The sequence below is a fragment of the Citrobacter sp. RHB25-C09 genome (assembly GCF_013836145.1).
Lineage (GTDB): Bacteria > Pseudomonadota > Gammaproteobacteria > Enterobacterales > Enterobacteriaceae > Citrobacter_A.
The window spans coordinates 722,010-743,090 of the sequence record NZ_CP057483.1; the positions used below are offsets into that span (position 1 = coordinate 722,010).

20 protein-coding genes are annotated in these 21,081 nt (G+C 53.3%); 11 read left to right on the forward strand and 9 right to left on the reverse strand.

Going from position 1 to position 21,081, the window contains the following annotated elements:
* Positions 1–16: 16 nt before the first annotated feature.
* From ruvX to metK, 8 genes are all read right to left on the reverse strand, one after another.
* Entirely contained in the window at positions 17–433 is a 417-nt protein-coding gene (gene ruvX / locus HVY19_RS03475) for a Holliday junction resolvase RuvX (RefSeq protein WP_181682994.1), read from the reverse strand.
* Entirely contained in the window at positions 433–996 is a 564-nt protein-coding gene (locus HVY19_RS03480) for a YqgE/AlgH family protein (RefSeq protein WP_181682995.1), read from the reverse strand. Before HVY19_RS03480 ends, ruvX begins: the two co-directional genes overlap by 1 nt.
* A 179-nt stretch (positions 997–1,175) precedes the next feature.
* Entirely contained in the window at positions 1,176–2,123 is a 948-nt protein-coding gene (gene gshB, locus HVY19_RS03485) for a glutathione synthase (RefSeq protein WP_181682996.1), read from the reverse strand.
* Between the two features lie 12 nt (positions 2,124–2,135).
* Positions 2,136–2,867, reverse strand: a complete 732-nt coding sequence (gene rsmE / locus HVY19_RS03490) for a 16S rRNA (uracil(1498)-N(3))-methyltransferase (RefSeq protein ID WP_181682997.1) — start codon at positions 2,865–2,867, stop codon at positions 2,136–2,138.
* 76 nt (positions 2,868–2,943) lie between these two features.
* Positions 2,944–3,651 carry a deoxyribonuclease I gene (gene endA / locus HVY19_RS03495; RefSeq protein WP_181684207.1) on the reverse strand — a complete coding sequence of 236 codons (708 nt, stop codon included), beginning with the start codon at positions 3,649–3,651 and terminating at the stop codon, positions 2,944–2,946.
* Between the two features lie 91 nt (positions 3,652–3,742).
* Entirely contained in the window at positions 3,743–4,246 is a 504-nt protein-coding gene (locus tag HVY19_RS03500) for a SprT family zinc-dependent metalloprotease (protein WP_181682998.1), read from the reverse strand.
* A gap of 75 nt (positions 4,247–4,321) precedes the next feature.
* Positions 4,322–5,716: a galactose/proton symporter gene (gene galP, locus HVY19_RS03505; protein ID WP_181682999.1), complete on the reverse strand. Its 1,395-nt coding sequence runs from the start codon at positions 5,714–5,716 to the stop codon at positions 4,322–4,324.
* Positions 5,717–5,995: 279 nt separating this feature from the next.
* Entirely contained in the window at positions 5,996–7,150 is a 1,155-nt protein-coding gene (gene metK / locus HVY19_RS03510) for a methionine adenosyltransferase (protein WP_181683000.1), read from the reverse strand.
* A gap of 507 nt (positions 7,151–7,657) precedes the next feature.
* Here metK and yqgB point away from each other — a divergent pair.
* From yqgB to speB, 3 genes are all read left to right on the forward strand, one after another.
* Positions 7,658–7,789 (forward strand): acid stress response protein YqgB, encoded by a 132-nt coding sequence (gene yqgB / locus HVY19_RS03520; protein WP_181683002.1) that lies wholly within the window; start codon positions 7,658–7,660, stop codon positions 7,787–7,789.
* Between the two features lie 8 nt (positions 7,790–7,797).
* Positions 7,798–9,774 carry a biosynthetic arginine decarboxylase gene (gene speA, locus HVY19_RS03525; protein ID WP_181683003.1) on the forward strand — a complete coding sequence of 659 codons (1,977 nt, stop codon included), beginning with the start codon at positions 7,798–7,800 and terminating at the stop codon, positions 9,772–9,774.
* A 230-nt stretch (positions 9,775–10,004) separates the two neighbouring features.
* On the forward strand, positions 10,005–10,925 hold the full coding sequence (gene speB, locus HVY19_RS03530) for an agmatinase (RefSeq protein ID WP_002434404.1): 921 nt from the start codon (positions 10,005–10,007) through the stop codon (positions 10,923–10,925).
* 115 nt (positions 10,926–11,040) lie between these two features.
* Here speB and HVY19_RS03535 read toward each other — a convergent pair whose 3' ends face one another.
* Positions 11,041–11,799, reverse strand: coding sequence for a M48 family metallopeptidase (locus tag HVY19_RS03535; protein ID WP_181683004.1), 759 nt, complete (start codon positions 11,797–11,799; stop codon positions 11,041–11,043).
* Between the two features lie 276 nt (positions 11,800–12,075).
* On the opposite strand from HVY19_RS03535, the gene tkt reads away from it, so the two are divergent.
* From tkt to epd, 8 genes are all read left to right on the forward strand, one after another.
* Positions 12,076–14,067 (forward strand): transketolase, encoded by a 1,992-nt coding sequence (gene tkt, locus HVY19_RS03540; RefSeq protein WP_181683005.1) that lies wholly within the window; start codon positions 12,076–12,078, stop codon positions 14,065–14,067.
* 315 nt (positions 14,068–14,382) lie between these two features.
* Positions 14,383–14,826, forward strand: a complete 444-nt coding sequence (gene cmtB / locus HVY19_RS03545; protein WP_181683006.1) for a PTS mannitol transporter subunit IIA — start codon at positions 14,383–14,385, stop codon at positions 14,824–14,826.
* Between the two features lie 26 nt (positions 14,827–14,852).
* Positions 14,853–16,241 (forward strand): PTS mannitol transporter subunit IICB, encoded by a 1,389-nt coding sequence (locus HVY19_RS03550; RefSeq protein WP_181683007.1) that lies wholly within the window; start codon positions 14,853–14,855, stop codon positions 16,239–16,241.
* A gap of 14 nt (positions 16,242–16,255) precedes the next feature.
* Positions 16,256–17,530: a zinc-binding dehydrogenase gene (locus HVY19_RS03555; protein WP_181683008.1), complete on the forward strand. Its 1,275-nt coding sequence runs from the start codon at positions 16,256–16,258 to the stop codon at positions 17,528–17,530.
* Positions 17,527–18,498, forward strand: a complete 972-nt coding sequence (gene glpX, locus HVY19_RS03560) for a class II fructose-bisphosphatase (RefSeq protein ID WP_181683009.1) — start codon at positions 17,527–17,529, stop codon at positions 18,496–18,498. Before HVY19_RS03555 ends, glpX begins: the two co-directional genes overlap by 4 nt.
* A gap of 15 nt (positions 18,499–18,513) precedes the next feature.
* Entirely contained in the window at positions 18,514–19,023 is a 510-nt protein-coding gene (locus tag HVY19_RS03565; RefSeq protein WP_181683010.1) for an MltR family transcriptional regulator, read from the forward strand.
* Positions 19,020–19,730 (forward strand): nucleoside/nucleotide kinase family protein, encoded by a 711-nt coding sequence (locus HVY19_RS03570; protein WP_181683011.1) that lies wholly within the window; start codon positions 19,020–19,022, stop codon positions 19,728–19,730. Before HVY19_RS03565 ends, HVY19_RS03570 begins: the two co-directional genes overlap by 4 nt.
* A gap of 287 nt (positions 19,731–20,017) precedes the next feature.
* Positions 20,018–21,037: an erythrose-4-phosphate dehydrogenase gene (epd, locus tag HVY19_RS03575; protein WP_181683012.1), complete on the forward strand. Its 1,020-nt coding sequence runs from the start codon at positions 20,018–20,020 to the stop codon at positions 21,035–21,037.
* The last annotated feature ends 44 nt before the right edge of the window (positions 21,038–21,081 follow it).

Sequence of the window (21,081 nt, forward strand, 5' to 3'; positions counted from 1 at the left end):
AGTTTGCCGGGAGGAATCAGTATCCCTGCTCGAAATAGCTTTCGAGGATAATCACGGCGGAGGCGGAGTCGATCTTACCTTTATTCAGCGCACGATAGCCGCCCTGCTCGAACAGGCCGGAACGGGCTTCGACGGTACTGAGGCGTTCGTCATGCAGTGTGACGGTAACGCCAAAGCGGCCATGTATGCGGTTAGCGAACTTGCGGGCGCGTGCCGTCAGCGGCTGCTCGGTGCCGTCCATGTTGAGTGGGAGCCCGACGATGATTTCATCCGGCTGCCACTCTTTTAGCAGGCGCTCGATCAGGTTCCAGTCCGGTGTACCGTCCTGCGCTTTAATGGCCGGCAGCGCGCGCGCGGTGCCGGTGATGCGCTGGCCAATCGCCACGCCGATACTTTTGGTGCCAAAGTCAAAGGCCAGTAACGTTCCGCTCATCAGGCGTGCCCCGCCACACCGGGCATGGTCAGAATGTCGATGCCAATCAGTTTAGCGGCTTCACGCCAGCGGTCGGCAATTGGCGTTTTAAACAGGATATTGAGATCCGCAGGCGCGGTCAGCCATGCGTTATCCAGCAGCTCTTGCTCAAGCTGGCCCTTGTCCCAGGAGGAATAGCCCAGCGCAACCAGCACTTCGGCAGGTTGTTCGCTCGTCCCCAACGTTTCGAGCACGTCGCGTGAGGTGGTGATCACGGTGTTATCCGAAATACGAATGCTGGAAGAGAAACGTGACGGCGGCGTGTGGAGAATAAACCCTCGATCTTCCGCCAGCGGGCCGCCGAGCATGACCGCTTTATCCAGACGGATCGCCGGATCCCGTGGTTCGGGCTTAATTTTCAGTTTTTCCAGAATCCCATCGATCTGGAGATTTTCCAGGGGTTTATTCACAATAATCCCCATTGCGCCATCTTCGTTATGTTCGCAAATGTACACCACGGAGCGGCGGAAAAACGGATCGTGGAGAGCAGGCATGGCAATAAGAAAGTGATGCTGTAAATTCATTGTCAGAGGTTCTGTTTCCTGGTTCAAAAAAACAACAGGGGGTCAGTATGTGGGCAAAGCGCTCAGTTGTCACCCTCTGAAAATAGCTTTGCCGGATGCTGGCTTCGCCTTATCCGGCCTGGGGGTGCAACAGGTAGGCCGGATAGGACGCGAAAGCATCGCCATCCGGCAATCAACGTTTACTTCTTCAGGCGCGCTTCAATGGCGTCCATCAGCATCCCGGTAATAGAAACCGGGAATACGGCTTCGATCTCGCGAATACAGGTCGGGCTGGTGACGTTAATCTCCGTCAGGCGATCGCCGATGATGTCCAGACCGACAAAAATTAGCCCTTTAGCTTTCAGCGTCGGCCCAATGCGGCGGGCGATTTCCCAGTCGCTTTCGGTTAACGGACGTGGCTCACCGCGTCCACCGGCGGCGAGGTTACCACGGGTTTCGCCCCCCTGCGGAATACGCGCCAGGCAGTACGGCACCGGTTCGCCATCCACGACCAGCACACGCTTGTCGCCATCGACAATCGCGGGCAGATAGTTCTGCGCCATGCAGTAGCGAGTGCCGTGCTCGGTCAGGGTTTCGGCTATCACGCCGAGGTTCGGATCGCCTTCCTTCACCCGGAAAATGGACGCGCCGCCCATGCCATCCAGCGGTTTAAGAATGATATCGCTGTGTTTCTGCCAGAAGGCTTTCAACTGCGCCTTATTGCGCGTGACCAGCGTTTCTGGGGTGAGATCGGAGAACCAGGCGGTAAACAGCTTCTCGTTACAGTCGCGCAGGCTCTGCGGCTTGTTAACAATCAGCGTCCCTTTCTCTTCCGCACGTTCCAGAATGTAAGTGGCGTAAATGAATTCGGTATCAAACGGCGGATCTTTACGCATCAGAATGACGTCGAGATCGGCGAGCGGCAGATCCTGTTCACCGGTGAATTCATACCATTGGTCGTAATTTTGTTCGACGCTCAGCGTGCGTGTACGGGCGCGGGCTTCGCCGTTGATCAGATAAAGATCGGCCATCTCCATGTAATGAAGTTCGTAACCACGACGTTGCGCTTCCAGCAGCATAGCGAAGCTGGAATCTTTCTTGATGTTGATGCTTGCGATGGGGTCCATCACGATGCCGAGCTTGATCATTATTCTTCTCCGTTAGCCCAGATCGCCAAATCGCACCTGTAGTGCGGTAATGGCGGTGAGCGCAGTTGTCTCAGTACGCAGAACGCGAGGTCCTAACAGAATATCAGTAAACTGATAACGCGCGGTCATGGCAATTTCATCCGCCGACAGTCCGCCTTCCGGACCTATCAGCAGGCGAACGCGCTCAACCGGCAGCGGTAACGTGTTGATGCTGTCACTGGCGCGGGGATGGAGGTTCAGCTTCAGGCCTTCATCCTGTTCCGCACACCAGGCTTCCAGATCCATCGCCGGGCGAATTTCCGGCACCCGGTTACGACCGCACTGCTCGCAGGCAGCAATTGCAATTTTCTGCCACTGCTGGAGCTTCTTGTTCAGACGTTCGCTGTCCAGTTTAACGCCGCAGCGCTCAGAAAAAAGTGGCGTAATGAGGCTTACACCCAGCTCGATCGATTTCTGGATAGTGAATTCCATTTTTTCGCCGCGAGACATCACCTGTCCAAGGTGAATATGCAGCGGCGATTCACGATCGTCGATCTCGCCGCGTAATACCTTAACTTCCACGCTTTTCTTGCTGGCGCTTGTGATTTCCGCGTCAAAGACCTGATTGCTGCCATCAAACAGTTGCAGAGCCTGACCTGCCCCCATCCGCAGGACGCGGCCAATATGGTTGGCGGCATCTTCACACAGAGAGAACTGGCTGCCGGGGGTGATAGGTTCAGGGTGATAAATGCGGGGAATGCGCATAGTTTAAAATCCGCTTATCTCCCCACGCGATTGCCGGGCGTGGGGGAGGGGTTAAAAATAATCCCGCTAGTGTAGGTTAGCTCTTTTGCGCCTGGCAAGCGCGTTGCACGTAAGGGTTATGGTTTCCCTGAATCCTGGCGATGCGTGCGTCGCGCTCGCACTCCCAGTCCGTCACCGGATACATCTTATTCCAGGCGTTAAAAAGCTGCGTCTGCTGACGGGAAAGGGTCAGGTTGTACTGGTCGCGCATATAAAAGTAAGTCCGCGCGATGGCGCCACGGGCGCGGGCAGGCGGCTCGGCCAATTTCTCTTTGAAATCGACCTTCATGGCGCACTGTCCGTACTGGCCTTCACCGCCGTTCCACTGACTGTACATAAAGTTCCCCCGATCGCCGTTGACCTCGCCGACCGAAGGTTGCAGGTTATGCATGTCGCTTTCTATCTTGCGGTAGACCGGATCTTTGGCACAGTTTTTCCGTCCCCCGTCCTGCCAGCACTGGCGCTGGTGGCCAAACTGCCATGCTGGAACCACATGTTCCCATTCGATTCGGCTGGCCCGATTCTCATTTTTGCGCACTTTATAGCCGCAGGAGGCGAGATCGACCACGCCTTTCTTGCCCTGCCAGTTGATTTTGCATCCGCAATAGAAGTCGCCGGGAACGTCTGCGTTGACCTTTACGCCAGCGGCTTTTGCCTGGGAGAAATTGTTGATGCCAGCGGCTAACGTCTGGCCTGAAAACGCCACAGTGAAAAGGGCGGTGGCGAAGGAGAGATTACGGTACATCATGAACTCCGTATCAAAACGAGCCCGCAACGTAGCGAATGTGGTTCGGCGATGCAATCAGTTAGATCAGAAAAGTTCCTGTAAATTATGATTATTTTCTTTGCGGAACTAAGAGTTCACCGCAGTGAACACAGCGGTAGGTGGCTTCACCGCGCACGACGCGATTATGGCGGCGAATCGTCAACTGATGCTCCTGGCACTGGCAGCGATACGGGAACGTATTGCGGCGCACGGATTGCAGCTCGAACTGATGCGTTCGGCGGGCGGGAACGCCCAGTACGCTTTCCATCATCCATTTCCACTCTTTGCCGTGCGGCGCGACCCGGCCAAACTGCTTCCACACCAGTAAATGCGCCAGCTCGTGCGGCACCACTTCGTTGATAAAGGCGTCGACATTTTCCATCAGCAGAACCGGATTCAGGCGGATTTCGTAGCTTTCCAGCCATGCGGTTCCGGCAGACGTACCGCGCTGCTGGTAAACCAGCTTCGGTTCAGGGTTGTTGCGTCCGAGCTTCAGGTTAGCCTGGGCGAGATGTTCTCGCAGGCTGCGCATGACAGCTTGCTGGACGGCGATGGGGAGACGGGCGGTTTTCATAACGGCAGAGAATAGTGCGCCAGACGCGGGACTGCAAGAGGGAGCGTCCTCCGCTGAGGGAGGACGCAAGGGGGATTAATCGTGTGCGCCAATTTCGCGCAGTTTGCGCCCCTTCATCAGGTTACGCTCAATATGCTCCAGCGAGACGTGCTTGGTTTCCGGCACCAGCCACAGCGTCAACAGAATAAACAGGACGTTCAGGCCAGCGTAAACCCAGAAGGTATTGGCATTACCCAGGGTGTTAAGCATGGTCAGGAACGTCGCGCCGACGATCATATTGGCAATCCAGTTTGTGGCGGTAGAGCAGGTGATACCGAAATCGCGCCCCTTCAGCGGCTGAATTTCAGAGCACAGCACCCAAATCAGCGGACCGGCGCTCATCGCAAAACCAATGATGAACATCAGCAGCATGGCGATGGCGAAGTACTGCGCGGTCGGTGAATGAATGCCGATGTGCATCATCGTCCCCAGGATCCCCATTCCGGCGGCCATTACCAGGAAGCCCAGCGTTAACGTCGGCTTACGGCCCCAGCGGTCGACCAGGCCAATGGCGATAAAGGTTGCCAACACGTTGGTCAAACCGACAATCACGGTGCCCCACATCTGTTCGGTGGTATTGGTGTAGCCAGCCAGTTCGAAGATTTTCGGCGCGTAATACATGATGACGTTCATCCCGGTAAACTGCTGCATCACCTGCAACAGCACGCCAAGAAAGACCGCGCGGCGGAAATTGCTGTTCTCTTTGAACAGTGCCCAGCCGCTCTGTTTTACCTGCAGGCTTTCGCGAATCTCCTCCAGTTCACGTTTGGCCTCTGCGCTAGTATCGCGCAGGCGCAATAGCACCCGTTCGGCATCATGGAAGCGGCGTTTCGCGGCGAACCAGCGCGGGCTGTCGGGGAGGAAGAAGACGCCAATCAGCAGCAAAATGGCGGGAATGATAATGATGCCCAGCATCCAGCGCCATGCGCCGCTGTAGCTGAAAGCGGTATCTGAAAGGTAAGCGCCAAGGATCCCGATGGTGATCATTAACTGATACATCGAGATCATGCTGCCACGGATCTTTTCAGGTGCGATCTCCGACAGATACAGCGGCGCGGTGTAGGAGGCAACGCCCACCGCCAGACCCAGTAGCACACGAGAGAGAATAAGTACTTCAACGTTCGGCGCGGCGGCAGAGAAGAGGGAACCGGCAACAAACAGGATCGCGCCGATCATCAAACTCTTTTTGCGCCCGAGCTTAAAGGAGAGCCAGCCGCTACCGACAGCGCCGACCGCGGCCCCAAACATCATCGAGCTGACCACCCATTCCTGGGTGTGCGCGGAAATTTTGAACTCATCGGTAATGAATGGTAAAGCTCCGGCAATGACGCCAATATCCAGGCCAAACAGTAACCCTGCCAGGGCTGCAAGAAAGCAGACAAAAAATGTCATCGCCTTATTTGAACGCCCCTGTTTTTTATTATCAGGCATTATTTCCTCCACTCATGTAATCGCTTACATGTTGATTTTGTCAGGTGAAATTTTAAAAAGATGAAAATAAAAGGATTTCTAAACCATAGACCGAATTACACCCCCTGGAATTAAGACCAGACTGAAAAATGGTGTAACAAAACAGGAAATGTACGAGGAAGAAGGTGTATGCAGGGGAAGGTAATCGCGTTTGTAATCGCTTTCACGCAAACTTACGCAGCAAAAGAAGAGAGGGCGCAAACGGGCCGGACTGGATGTGTCCGGCACCGTAAGGAGGAATTACTTCAGACCAGCCGCTTCGCGCAGAAGCTGCGCCTTGTCGGTTTTTTCCCATGGGAAATGTTCGCGACCAAAGTGACCGTATGCCGCCGTCTCTTTATAGATCGGGTGCAGCAGATCCAACATCTGAATCAGGCCGTATGGACGCAGGTCGAAGAATTCACGAACCAGCAGAGTCAGTTGCTCAGAAGAGACTTTTTCAGTACCGAACGTTTCTACCATGATGGAGGTTGGTTCTGCTACGCCGATAGCGTAGGAAACCTGGATCTCACAACGATCCGCCAGACCGGCAGCGACGATGTTTTTCGCTACATAACGCGCCGCGTAAGCTGCAGAACGGTCAACCTTGGATGGATCTTTACCAGAGAACGCACCGCCGCCGTGACGCGCCATGCCGCCGTAGGTATCAACGATGATTTTACGTCCGGTCAGGCCGCAGTCGCCCATCGGGCCGCCGATCACAAAGCGTCCTGTCGGGTTGATGAAGTATTTCGTGGACGCGCTCAGCCATTCGGTCGGCAGAACCGGCTTAATGATCTCTTCCATCACCGCTTCTTGCAGGGATTTCTGGTCAATATCTTCGCAATGCTGAGTGGAAAGCACCACGGCATCAATGCCAACGATTTTACCGTCGTCATACTGGAAGGTGACCTGGCTTTTCGCATCCGGACGCAGCCATGGCAGCGTGCCGTTCTTACGCACTTCAGCCTGACGCTGTACCAGACGGTGCGCGTAGGTGATTGGTGCTGGCATCAGCACGTCAGTTTCGTTGGTGGCATAGCCGAACATCAGGCCCTGGTCGCCCGCGCCCTGTTCCAGCGGATCGGCACGGTCAACGCCCTGGTTGATATCCGGAGATTGCTTACCGATGGCGCTCAGGACGGCACAAGAGTTGGCATCAAAGCCCATGTCGGAATGCACATAGCCAATTTCGCGAACGGTATTACGCGTAATCTCTTCGATATCAACCCATGCGCTGGTGGTGATTTCACCGCCCACTAAAACCATGCCGGTTTTCACGTAAGTTTCACATGCGACACGTGCTTTAGGATCCTGCTCGAGGATAGCATCCAGCACGGCATCAGAGATTTGGTCAGCGATTTTGTCAGGATGCCCTTCTGATACGGACTCGGACGTAAAAAGGTGTTTTGCCATATTTTGTTTCACCTAAGGAGAATATGTTTAGCTCAAACTGTTGTGCGGAAAAGCCATAGCAGAGGGTTCTACCAAGGCCTGCAGGTTACTGACACTGGCAGTCTGAGTGTTAATCAGTATAGATGGATTAACATCTGGACGGCTATTTTAGGTGATTTCTTCATCGGATTTCCAGCTATTTTTGAAACATGTCGCATTACGTTGTAATCGCGAAGGAAAATTATTTGCAAACTCTGGTGGCATTCTGCGCATTTATCTTTTGCTTTTTCCCCGTCTTGTCGGTATAAAACGCGACGCGCGGCTCATCCAAAAAAGCGCTCGATGAATTCATCGTGTCGCCACTTCCAGCCGGGTTAACACTTTAGCTTGTGGGTTCGTTCCGTCAGGGGCGGCCGTGGAGGTGATACGAGATAATGAACCGCTGTTTTCTGCTGAATCTGTCGCGCCGTTCTGGTGTGATGATGTCCCCCGCAATCTGCATCTCTGCTTTGCATACCTGCCGATGATATGAAAATGAAACCGGTCGTTCAGACGCAGCGCCAGCACGAACTGCTGGAAAATTCGTCTGTATATGGGTTGTTATCGCTTCTTCTGATTGCGATAGTAGTCAACTGTTTTACACTTGTTACTAAAATTTGAGGTTCGCTATGTCTGACGACATGTCTTTGGGTTCGCCTTCGTCAGCAGGCGAACAGGGTGTACTACGCTCCATGCAGGAGGTTGCAATGAGCTCCCAGGAAGCCAGCAAGATGCTGCGTACTTACAATATTGCCTGGTGGGGCAATAACTACTACGACGTCAATGAACTGGGACACATTAGCGTGTGCCCGGATCCTGACGTACCGGAAGCGCGCGTCGATCTCGCCAAGCTGGTGAAAGCTCGCGAAGCGCAGGGACAACGCCTGCCAGCACTGTTCTGCTTCCCGCAGATCCTGCAACACCGTTTGCGTTCGATTAACGCGGCGTTCAAACGTGCGCGGGAGTCTTACGGCTATAACGGTGACTACTTCCTCGTTTACCCGATCAAGGTCAACCAGCACCGTCGCGTCATTGAATCGCTGATCCACTCCGGGGAACCGCTGGGTCTGGAAGCGGGTTCAAAAGCGGAACTGATGGCGGTTCTGGCACATGCCGGTATGACCCGCAGCGTGATTGTCTGTAACGGCTATAAAGACCGCGAATACATCCGCCTGGCGTTAATTGGCGAGAAGATGGGCCACAAAGTCTATCTGGTCATCGAGAAGATGTCTGAAATCGCGATTGTGCTGGATGAAGCTGAGCGTCTGAACGTCATCCCGCGCCTCGGCGTCCGCGCCCGTCTGGCGTCTCAGGGGTCCGGCAAATGGCAGTCTTCCGGCGGCGAAAAATCCAAATTTGGTCTGGCGGCAACTCAGGTTCTGCAACTGGTTGAAACCCTGCGTGAAGCCGGGCGTCTGGACAGCCTGCAACTGCTGCACTTCCACCTTGGCTCGCAGATGGCGAACATTCGTGATATTGCGACAGGTGTGCGTGAATCCGCGCGTTTTTACGTTGAACTACACAAGCTGGGCGTCAATATTCAGTGCTTCGATGTGGGCGGCGGCCTGGGCGTCGACTACGAAGGAACCCGTTCGCAGTCTGACTGCTCGGTGAACTACGGCCTGAATGAATACGCCAATAACATCATCTGGGCGATTGGCGATGCCTGTGAAGAGAACGGCTTGCCGCACCCGACGGTGATCACCGAGTCGGGACGTGCGGTAACCGCGCACCATACGGTGCTGGTTTCCAACATTATCGGCGTGGAACGTAACGAATATACCGTGCCTGTTCAGCCTGCCGACGACGCACCGCGCGCGCTGCAAAGCATGTGGGAAACCTGGCAGGAGATGCATGAACCGGGTACGCGCCGCTCATTGCGCGAATGGCTGCACGACAGCCAGATGGATCTGCACGACATTCACATCGGCTATTCTTCTGGCACGTTCAGCCTGCAGGAGCGCGCGTGGGCAGAGCAGCTTTACTTAAGCATGTGCCATGAAGTGCAAAAGCAACTGGACCCGCAGAACCGTGCGCATCGCCCGATTATCGACGAACTGCAGGAGCGTATGGCGGACAAAATGTACGTCAACTTCTCGCTGTTCCAGTCGATGCCGGACGCATGGGGCATCGATCAGTTGTTCCCGGTTCTACCGCTGGAAGGGCTGGATCAGGTGCCGGAACGTCGTGCGGTGCTGCTGGATATCACCTGTGACTCCGACGGGGCGATCGATCACTACATCGACGGTGATGGTATTGCCACCACGATGCCAATGCCGGAGTACGATCCAGAGAACCCGCCAATGCTCGGTTTCTTTATGGTTGGCGCCTATCAGGAGATCCTCGGCAACATGCACAATCTGTTCGGTGATACCGAAGCAGTTGACGTGTTTGTCTTCCCGGACGGCAGCGTAGAAGTTGAGTTGTCTGACGAAGGGGATACGGTGGCGGACATGCTGCAATACGTGCAGCTGGATCCGAACACCCTGCTGACGCACTTCCGCGATCAGGTAAAACAAACCGGGCTGGACGATGCGCTGCAGCAGCAGTTCCTCGAAGAGTTCGAAGCGGGTCTGTACGGGTACACTTACCTGGAAGACGAGTAGCCGTTGATGCCCGGTGGCGCTGCGCTTACCGGGCCTACGAATGTAGGTCGGATAAGGCGAAGTCGCCATCCGGCAGAATGCTATACTCACTTGAACCCGTATGAATTAACGGCGATAATTCGCCCCAATAAGCGATTTACGAATCAATCCCTTCCTCGTCGGGTTTAACGACGCGGAGGGGATTTTTTTTCATCTGTTTTTAATGTATCGACTTTAAATGAGGTCAGGACATGAGCACTTTAGGTCATCAGTACGATAACTCTCTGGTATCTAACGCGTTTGGTTTTTTGCGTCTGCCGATGAATTTCCAGCCCTATGACAGCGACGCGGATTGGGTGATTACTGGCGTGCCGTTTGATATGGCGACTTCCGGTCGTGCAGGCGGCCGTCACGGTCCGGCGGCGATCCGTCAGGTATCCACCAACCTTGCCTGGGAACATAACCGCTTCCCGTGGAATTTCGACATGCGCGAGCGTCTGAACGTCGTTGACTGTGGCGATCTGGTGTACGCTTTTGGCGATGCCCGTGAGATGAGCGAAAAATTACAGGCGCACGCCGAAAAACTGCTGGCGGCGGGTAAACGCATGCTCTCTTTCGGTGGTGACCACTTTGTAACGCTGCCGCTGCTGCGCGCGCATGCGAAGCACTTCGGCAAAATGGCGCTGGTGCATTTTGATGCACATACTGATACTTATGCCAACGGCTGCGAGTTTGACCATGGCACCATGTTCTACACCGCGCCGAACGAAGGGCTGATCGATCCGAATCACTCCGTGCAGATTGGTATTCGTACCGAGTTCGACAAAGATAATGGTTTTACCGTGCTGGATGCCTGTCAGGTGAACGATCGTGGCGTGGATGACATCATCGCGCAGGTGAAACAGATTGTGGGTGATATGCCCGTTTATCTGACTTTTGACATCGACTGCCTGGATCCGGCGTTTGCGCCTGGCACCGGTACGCCGGTGATTGGCGGCCTGACGTCTGACCGTGCGATTAAGCTGGTTCGTGGTCTGAAAGATCTGAACATCGTGGGTATGGACGTGGTGGAAGTGGCTCCGGCTTACGATCAGTCTGAAATTACCGCGCTGGCGGCAGCGACGTTAGCGTTAGAAATGCTGTATATCCAGGCGGCGAAGAAAGGCGAGTAGTAGTCGGACTATTTTGCTCGTCATTTTGCACGTATTGCCCGGTGGCGCTGCGCTTACCGGGCCTACGGGTAGGCCGGATAAGGCGTTTACGCCGCCATCCGGCACTGTTTGAAGATTACTTAATTCCGTCGGCGCTCATACGATCGCGAATATGTTGCGCACGTTCGGCGGACGCCGGGTGATCGTCAAACATCGAGCTTTGACGTCCGGCTTCCAGTTTCGCCAGTTTCTCGAAGCTGGTGGCAAGACCTGCCGGGCTAATGTTGCGTTTGCGCAACAGATCGTAAGAGTAGTCATCCGCCTCTGCTTCCTGGCGCTGGGAGAACTGCGAGTTCACCAGTTTTTCGCCCAGGTCGCCAAGCTGCGACTGCGACAGGCTGCCGACAATCCCGCCCGCGGACGCCGCTGCTGCACGTACGGCATTGGTGCCGAGCGCAACCTGCATCCCTTTCTTCACGTGTCCAAGCGCAACGTGCCCCATTTCGTGGCCAATCACCGCTTCGACTTCGTTATCGTTCATCATGTCCATCAGGCCGCTGTACACGCGGATACAGCCGTTCGCCATGGCAAAGGCATTCACGTCTTTCGCCATGTAAACCTTATAGTTTACCGCCTGTCCATTGATGTTATCGCCCAGCGCCGTGGCGATTTTGCTCAGGCGTTTAGCGTACTCGCTGCTGGCCGGGGCAATAGTGGCTTTGCTGTCCATATCCGCACACGCCTGGTTACTTAACGCGATAACCTGGGCATCGCTCAGGCTGTATGCCTGAAAAGCTTCGGCACCCGATGAGAGCAGTCCGTTGGAGTTCATATTCTGGCAACCGGTCAGTACCGTTGCCACGCTCATTGCCAGCAGTAAAGCGCGAATTTTCATTTTTCTCTTCCGCACGAAATCAATAGTGATCCAAAAATGCGCCGTTCGCAGGTGAACTCGCGCCCAGGCTAAGTATAAAGAAAAGCACGATAAACGGGCGAGAAGTTTGCGCAACATGCGGGCTTGATCCAGAGATTTCTGAAGCGGCAAAAGGATGCTCCATGTACATGACAGGCGGCTTGGGTTACATTGTTCGGACTTTTTTCCGGCGTAGCCCAAAACGCGCGGTAGTCAAGTCGTTACGGGCCGGCCTTCATCATCCGATCTGGAGTCAAAATGTCCTCACGTAAAGAGCTTGCCAATGCTATTCGTGCGCTGAGCATGGACGCAGTACAGAAAGCCAAATCCGGTCACCCGGGTGCCCCGATGGGTATGGCTGACATTGCCGAAGTCCTGTGGCGTGATTTCCTGAACCACAACCCGCAAAACCCATCCTGGGCCGATCGTGACCGCTTTGTGCTGTCTAACGGTCATGGTTCCATGCTGATTTACAGCCTGCTGCACCTCACCGGTTACGATCTGCCGATGTCTGAGCTGCAGAACTTCCGTCAGCTGCATTCTAAAACTCCGGGCCACCCGGAAGTGGGTTATACCGCTGGTGTTGAAACGACCACCGGTCCGCTGGGTCAGGGGATTGCCAACGCAGTCGGTATGGCTATCGCGGAAAAAACGCTGGCCGCACAGTTCAACCGTCCGGGTCATGACATTGTAAACCACTACACCTACGCCTTTATGGGCGACGGTTGCATGATGGAAGGTATCTCTCACGAGGTATGCTCCCTGGCCGGTACCCTGAAACTGGGCAAACTGGTTGCGTTCTACGATGACAACGGTATCTCTATCGATGGTCACGTTGAAGGCTGGTTCACTGACGATACTGCGAAGCGTTTCGAAGCCTACGGCTGGCACGTTGTACGCGGTGTAGACGGTCACGATGCCGAAGCAATCAAACGCGCAGTCGAAGAAGCGCGTGCAGTCACTGACAAACCGTCCCTGCTGATGTGCAAAACCATCATCGGTTTCGGTTCTCCGAACAAAGCCGGTACTCACGATTCCCACGGTGCGCCGTTGGGCGATGCAGAAATCGCACTGACCCGCGAACAGCTGGGCTGGAAGTACGCGCCGTTCGAAATCCCGTCTGAAATTTATGCCCAGTGGGATGCGAAAGAAGCAGGCCAGGCGAAAGAGTCCGCATGGAACGAAAAATTCGCTGCGTATGCCAAAGCCTTCCCGCAGGAAGCCGCAGAATTCACCCGTCGTATGAAAGGTGAAATGCCGGCTGACTTCGACGCGAAAGCGAAAGAGTTCATCGCAAAACTGCAGGCGAATCCGTCCAAGATCGCCAGCCGTAAAGCGTCTCAGAATGCGATCGAAGCGTTCGGTCCTTTACTGCCAGAATTCCTCGGCGGTTCCGCTGACCTGGCGCCGTCTAACCTGACTCTGTGGTCCGGTTCTAAAGCGATTAACGAAGACGCAGCGGGTAACTATATCCATTACGGTGTTCGTGAATTCGGTATGACCGCTATTGCGAACGGTATCTCTCTGCACGGTGGTTTTCTGCCGTACACCTCTACCTTCCTGATGTTCGTTGAGTACGCCCGTAACGCGGTGCGTATGGCTGCGCTGATGAAACAGCGTCAGGTGATGGTCTACACCCACGACTCCATCGGTCTGGGCGAAGATGGCCCAACTCACCAGCCGGTAGAGCAGGTTGCGTCTTTGCGTGTGACCCCGAACATGAGCACATGGCGTCCATGTGACCAGGTTGAATCCGCAGTGGCGTGGAAATACGGCGTTGAGCGTCAGGACGGCCCGACCGCGCTGATCCTCTCTCGTCAGAACCTGGCTCAGCAGGAACGTACTGAAGAGCAACTGGCAAACATCGCTCGCGGTGGTTACGTGCTGAAAGATTGTGCTGGCCAGCCGCAGCTGATCCTCATCGCCACCGGTTCTGAAGTTGAACTGGCTGTGGCTGCATGGGACAAACTGTCTGCCGAAGGCGTTAAAGCGCGCGTGGTTTCCATGCCGTCTACCGATGCGTTCGACAAGCAGGATGCCGCATACCGTGAATCCGTACTGCCGAAAGCGGTCTCCGCTCGCGTGGCAGTCGAAGCGGGTATTGCTGACTACTGGTTCAAATATGTTGGCCTGAACGGCGCTATCGTCGGGATGACCACCTTCGGTGAATCTGCTCCGGCAGAACTGCTGTTCGAAGAGTTCGGCTTTACCGTTGAGAACGTAGTCGCGAAAGCGAAAGAACTGCTCTAAATCATTTTAGAGAACAAAAACGGGTCGCTCTGGCGGCCCGTTTTATTTATCACTTCAAATTATTTTTTCTCAAACAAGTCATTATTTGTGATCTGATTAGCAATTATGTTATTTAAAAATTATTAGTAATTGCAATGCAAGTCACGTAATTGCAGTTGCTTTTATAAATACCTTCATCAAATCATTGTTTTAAAACAATTTACGAAAACCTTCTTTTTCCAGTCAGCATTTTCCCTCTCAATTGATTTCACTTTGTCTCGCGAGTATTTTGTTTTTAACGATACGCTGTACCCAAAAATAAAATAAGGATGGTTTATGCGTTTGATTGATTATTTTCCGGAAGCATCAATTTCAATAAAACAAGGGGCAAAGGATTGGCAGGAAGCGATTGATTTTTCCATGTCTCCCCTGCTAGCGAAACATTATATAAATGCTGATTATATCCAGGCAATTAAGGACTCCACTCTCAATAATGGTCCTTATTATATTCTGGCACCCGGTGTGGCGATGCCTCATGCGCGCCCAGAATGTGGCGCATTAAAGACGGGGTTGTCTCTTACGTTACTTAAAAAAGCAGTCCAGTTTGCCGATGATGATGAACCCATAACATTATTAATTGGCTTGTCAGCGGCGAATGCCGATTCACATATCGGCGCTATCCAGGCATTAAGCGAATTGTTATGTGAAGAGGAAACCGTAGCCTCGTTATTAGCGGCTAAATCTGAAAAACAGTTGGCGGATATTATCGCTCACGCATAATTATTTCTCCTTAACAGGATATTATCATGGAAAACAAGTCTGCTCGTGCAAAGGTCCAGGCTTTTGGGGGATTTTTGACTGCAATGGTCATTCCCAATATTGGTGCTTTTATTGCCTGGGGTTTTATTACTGCCTTATTTATTCCAACGGGCTGGATGCCCAATGAGCATTTCGCCAAAATTGTCGGCCCGATGATTACCTATTTACTTCCGGTGATGATCGGTTCTACCGGGGGGCACCTGGTCGGGGGGAAACGCGGCGCGGTGATGGGGGGCATTGGTACCATTGGGGTCATTATTGGTGCGGATATCCCCATGTTCCTTGGTTCAATGATCATGGGGCCCCTCGGTGGTCTGGTCATTAAACATATCGATCGCCTGTTGGATAAGCGTATTCCCGCAGGCTTTGAGATGGTTATCAATAACTTTTCTCTGGGTATTGCCGGGATGATCCTGTGCCTGCTCGGGTTTGAAGTTATTGGCCCGGCGGTGCTTATTGCCAATAATTTTGTCAAAGAATGCATTGAAGCAATGGTGCATGCAGGGTATCTGCCGCTGCTGTCATTGATTAATGAACCCGCGAAAATCCTCTTTTTAAATAATGCCATCGACCAGGGGGTTTATTACCCGCTGGGAATGCAACAGGCTTCTGAAACCGGGAAATCCATCTTCTTTATGGTCGCCTCTAATCCGGGGCCGGGCTTAGGCTTGCTGCTGGCATTTACCTTCTTTGGCAAAGGGATGGCGAAGAAGTCTGCGCCAGGCGCGATGATTATTCATTTTCTCGGGGGTATTCATGAGCTTTACTTCCCTTATGTGTTGATGAAACCGCTGACCTTGATTGGCATGATTGCCGGGGGCATGAGCGGTACATGGGTATTCAATCTGTTAAATGGCGGCCTGGTTGCGGGGCCAAGTCCGGGCTCTATCTTCGCCTATCTGGCGCTGACGCCGAAAGGCTCGTTCCTCGCGACGATCGCCGGTGTGACAGCAGGGACGCTGGTGACCTTCATTATTACCGGCCTGATTTTGAAAATGGAAAAAAGGGGCCTGGCTGAAGAGGAAGATACTTTCAATGATTCTGCGAATGTCGTGAAGGCGATGAAACAGGAAGGCAAATTCTCCTGGCGCAATGTGAAAAATATCGCCTTCGTCTGTGACGCGGGAATGGGGTCCAGTGCAATGGGGGCTACAACGTTCCGTAAGCGTCTGGAAAAGGCCGGGCTGTCTATTGATGTCAAACATTATGCCATCGAAAACGTTCCGGATGATGCAGATATTATCGTTACCCATGCCAGCCTTGAAGGTCGTGTGAAACGTGTGAGCGACCGGCCTCTGGTGTTAATCAAGAATTATATTGGCGACCCACAACTTGAAGAATTATTTAAACAATTAACTGCGAACTCGCTTGTCTGATTTCTGGAGTAAGTATGAAAACAAAAGTTGCAGCGATATATGGCAAGCAGGATGTGCGTATCCGTGAATTTGAATTGCCAGAAATAACCGATAATGAACTGTTAGTGAGTGTTATATCGGACAGCGTCTGTTTATCGACCTGGAAAGCGGCAGCATTAGGCAGTGAGCATAAACGCGTGCCGGACGATTTGATCAACCACCCGGTTATTACCGGTCATGAATGCGCAGGTGTTATTGTTGAAGTGGGCAAGAACCTGACTGGACAATTTAAAAAAGGTCAGCGCTTTGTTTTACAGCCGGCGATGGGGCTGCCCAGCGGTTATTCCGCAGGATACAGCTATGAGTATTTTGGCGGTAATGCGACGTATATGATTATCCCGGAGATAGCGATAAATCTGGGCTGTGTCTTACCGTATCAGGGATCTTATTTTGCGGCAGCATCGCTGGCAGAACCCCTGTGCTGCATCATTGGCGCTTATAACGCGAATTATCATACGACACCGTATGTCTATGAGCATCGCATGGGGATAAAACCCGGCGGTAATATCGCACTTTTAGCCTGTGCTGGGCCGATGGGTATTGGCGCGATTGATTATGCGATTAACGGCGGGATAAAACCATCGCGCGTCGTTGTGGTCGATATTGATGAAGCCCGACTGGCGCAGGCGAAAAAGTTATTGCCGGTTGAGCTGGCAGCCAGTAAGGGAATCGAACTGATCTATGTGAATACGTCAGGAATGGAGGCGCCGGCGACTCAGCTTCGCGCGTTAACCGATGGCGTTGGCTTTGACGACGTCTTTGTCTACGCGGCCGTTCCCGCCGTGATTGAAATGGCAGACGATATTCTTGCCGAAGATGGCTGTCTGAATTTCTTTGCCGGTCCAACGGATAGCCAGTTCAAGGTGCCGTTTAATTTCTACAACGTTCACTACAACAGCACCCACGTTGTGGGAACGTCCGGGGGGTCTACGGACGATATGAAAGAGGCCATAGCGTTGAGTGCGACCGGGCAGCTTCAGCCTTCTTTTATGGTTACGCATATTGGCGGGCTAGATGCGGTGCCGGATACGGTGCTTAATCTGCCAAATATCCCTGGCGGGAAAAAGCTCATTTACAACGGCGTGACGATGCCGCTGACCGCACTGGCTGACTTCGCTGAAAAAGGCAGAACCGATCCGCTTTTCAGAGAACTTGCGCGCCTGATTGAGGAAACGCACGGTATCTGGAACGAAAAGGCGGAGAAATATTTGCTGGCGCAATTCGGTGTCGATACCGGGGAGGCGGCATGAGTGCTCTGGCATGGCCGCTATTTCGCGTTACGGAACAGGCAGCGTTGGCTGCCTGGCCGCAAACCGGCTGCGGTGATAAAAACAAAATTGACGGGCTGGCCGTATCAGCAATGCGTCAGGCGCTTAATGGGATCGCTATCCGTGGGCGGATCGTCATTGGTGAAGGGGAGATCGATCATGCCCCGATGCTGTGGATCGGTGAAGAGGTCGGCAGTGGTGGTGGGCCGGAGGTCGATATCGCAGTCGATCCTATTGAAGGCACCCGCATGGTTGCGATGGGGCAAAGTAACGCGTTGGCAGTCATGGCATTTGCTCCAAAGGGCAGCCTGCTGCACGCCCCCGATATGTATATGAAAAAGCTGGTGGTGAATCGTCAGGCGAAAGGCGCGATCGATTTGACCCTGCCATTGGCGGACAATTTGCATAAGGTGGCACACGCGTTGGGCAAGCCGCTGGACGAGTTGCGAATGGTAACGCTCGACAAACCGCGGCTCCATCCCGCCATTATCGAGGCGACGGCGCTGGGCGTTAAAGTCTTTGCCCTCTCCGATGGCGACGTGGCGGCCAGTGTCCTGACCTGCATGCAGGATAATCCTTATGATCTGATGTACACGATTGGCGGTGCGCCAGAAGGGGTGATTTCTGCCTGTGCAGTAAAAGCCCTTGGCGGTGACATGCAGGCGGAACTGATCGATTTTTGCCAGGCGAAAGGGGATTGTGCTGACCACCGCCTGGTTGCAGCAGAGGAGCGTCAGCGCTGTAAAGAGATGGGTGTTGCGGTTAACTGTGTCTATGCTCTCGACGAACTGGTGGGGAGTCGTGACATCCTCTTTAGCGCAACGGGCGTAACGGGTGGCGATCTGGTTAAAGGGGTACAGCGCGTGGCAAAGGGTGTGCGTACACAAACTTTACTGATCGGCGGCGCGGATCAAACGTGTAATATAATAGACTCTCTGCATTCATGGTGATTTAACGGATAGCGAATGACGACGCTGACAGAAGACGATGTACTTGAGCAACTGGATGCTCAAAATGACTTGCTCGCGTTTATGACTACGGCACATTCGATTTTGCTACAGGGTATTAAGCGCTTTCTGCCGTCGCTGTTTGTCGATAACGATGAAGAGATCCTTGAATATGCAGTGAAGCCGTTACTCGCCCAGAGCGGGCCGCTTGACGATATTGATGTTGCGTTACGTCTGATTTATGCACTGGGAAAAATGGATAAATGGCTCTACGCGGATATCACTCATTTTTCACAGTTTTATCAATACATAAAAGAGCAGGATCAGGTTCTGGGCTTTGCCGATGACATTACCTGGGATTTTATTAGCAACGTCAACAGTATTACCCGTAATGCCACTTTATATGGCGCGCTGGAGTCGATGAAATTCGCCGATTTTGCCGCGTGGTCTGAAGTTCGCTTTACCGGAATGGTCAAGACGGCAATGACGCTGGCGATAACGTCAATTTTAAAGGAATTAACGCCGTGAAAATCGGACTGACAGTGAATGGGTTGCAGGTTGAAGCGTATTATCGTGATGAAGAAATAGAAAACGTCCATAAACCGTTATTGCATCGTTTAGCGGCATTCCACCATGCGCATCCAGAACGGCGCACAATAGTGTTTCTCAGCGCGCCGCCCGGTACGGGAAAATCTACGCTGACCACCTTCTGGGAATATCTTTCCCGGCAGGATAGCAATCTTCCAGAAATCCAAACGCTGCCGATGGACGGCTTCCACCATTACAACGTCTGGCTGGAGGCACACGGTCTGCGCGCGTATAAAGGCGCGCCGGAAACCTTTGACGTCGACAAGCTCGCGCAAAACCTGCGACAACTGCGAGAGGGGCAAAGCCGCTGGCCGCAATATGACAGACAAAAGCACGATCCGGTGGAAGACGCCATTGTGGTGACCGCGCCGATGGTCATAGTTGAAGGGAACTGGCTCCTGCGGGACGATGAACGGTGGCGGACGCTGGCTGAATTCTGCGATTTCTCACTGTTTATTCGCGCCCCGGCGGATGCCCTTCGCACACGACTGATCAACCGCAAGCTGGCCGGTGGCCTTTCGCTTGCCGACGCGGAGGCCTTTTATACCCGTACTGACGGGCCAAACGTCGAGCGTGTCCTGACGCAGAGCCGTCCTGCGGACCTGACTCTGCAAATGAACGCTGAAGGGGAATACCGCCTCTCCTGAAGGCAAATTATTCCAGTTATGCCGTGATGATTATTACGACACACTGGAATAATTCCGCCCCGATATACGGGGTAAAATGTGATGTAAGTCAGAAAATTCGCGAATCCATCTGGACAAACATTCCTTTTATTCACCGTTTCGCTTACTCTAGCTGAAGCGTTTCAGTCGATTAAATGTTCGACAAATAATCAATCAGTCGCAGTTTGCGATAGGTAAGGTTTCCCTGAACGTTGCGCTGGATTACTCTGTCAGCCACATCTGAATCGGGATAGCCTTGCAGGAGATCTATGACCGTACGCGTAGCGATTAATGGCTTTGGTCGTATCGGACGTAATGTGGTTCGTGCTTTGTATGAATCCGGACGTCGGGCGGAAATGACCGTGGTGGCAATCAATGAACTGGCGGATGCTGAGGGCATGGCGCATTTATTGAAATATGACACCAGCCATGGGCGTTTTGCCTGGGACGTGCGTCAGGAACGCGAGCAACTGAATGTCGGCGACGACACCATTCGCATCCTGCATGAATCGACACTTGAAGCGCTACCCTGGCGAGAACTGGGTGTTGACGTGGTGCTGGACTGCACGGGCGTGTACGGCAACCGCGAACACGGTGAAGCGCATCTCGCCGCCGGCGCAAAAAAGGTGCTCTTTTCCCATCCCGGCAGTAATGATCTTGATGCCACCGTAGTGTTTGGCGTTAACCAGGATCTGCTACGCGCAGAGCACCGTATCGTCTCCAACGCCTCCTGCACCACGAACTGCATCATTCCCGTCATCAAATTATTGGATGATGCCTATGGCATTGAGTCCGGTACGGTGACTACCATTCACTCCGCGATGCACGATCAGCAGGTCATCGATGCCTATCATCCGGATCTGCGCCGTACGCGTGCGGCGAGCCAGTCGATCATTCCGGTTGATACCAAACTGGCGGCGGGGATCACCCGAATTTTCCCGCAGTTTAACGATCGCTTTGAAGCGATTGCGGTGCGTGTGCCGACGATTAACGTCACCGCAATTGACTTAAGTGTTACGGTGAAGAAACCCGTAAAAGCTAATGAAGTCAACCAGTTGCTGCAAAAAGCGGCACAAGGTGCATTTCATGGTATAGTTGACTATACGGAATTGCCGTTGGTCTCAGTAGATTTTAATCACGACCCGCATAGCGCCATTGTGGATGGTACTCAGACGCGGGTCAGTGGTGCGCACCTCATTAAGACGCTGGTCTGGTGCGACAATGAATGGGGCTTCGCTAACAGAATGCTCGACACCACGTTAGCGATGGCTGCTATTGGTTTCAGGTAAAGCGCGTAAGCGCTTGCAAAACTTTAAGAATCAACGAGAGGATT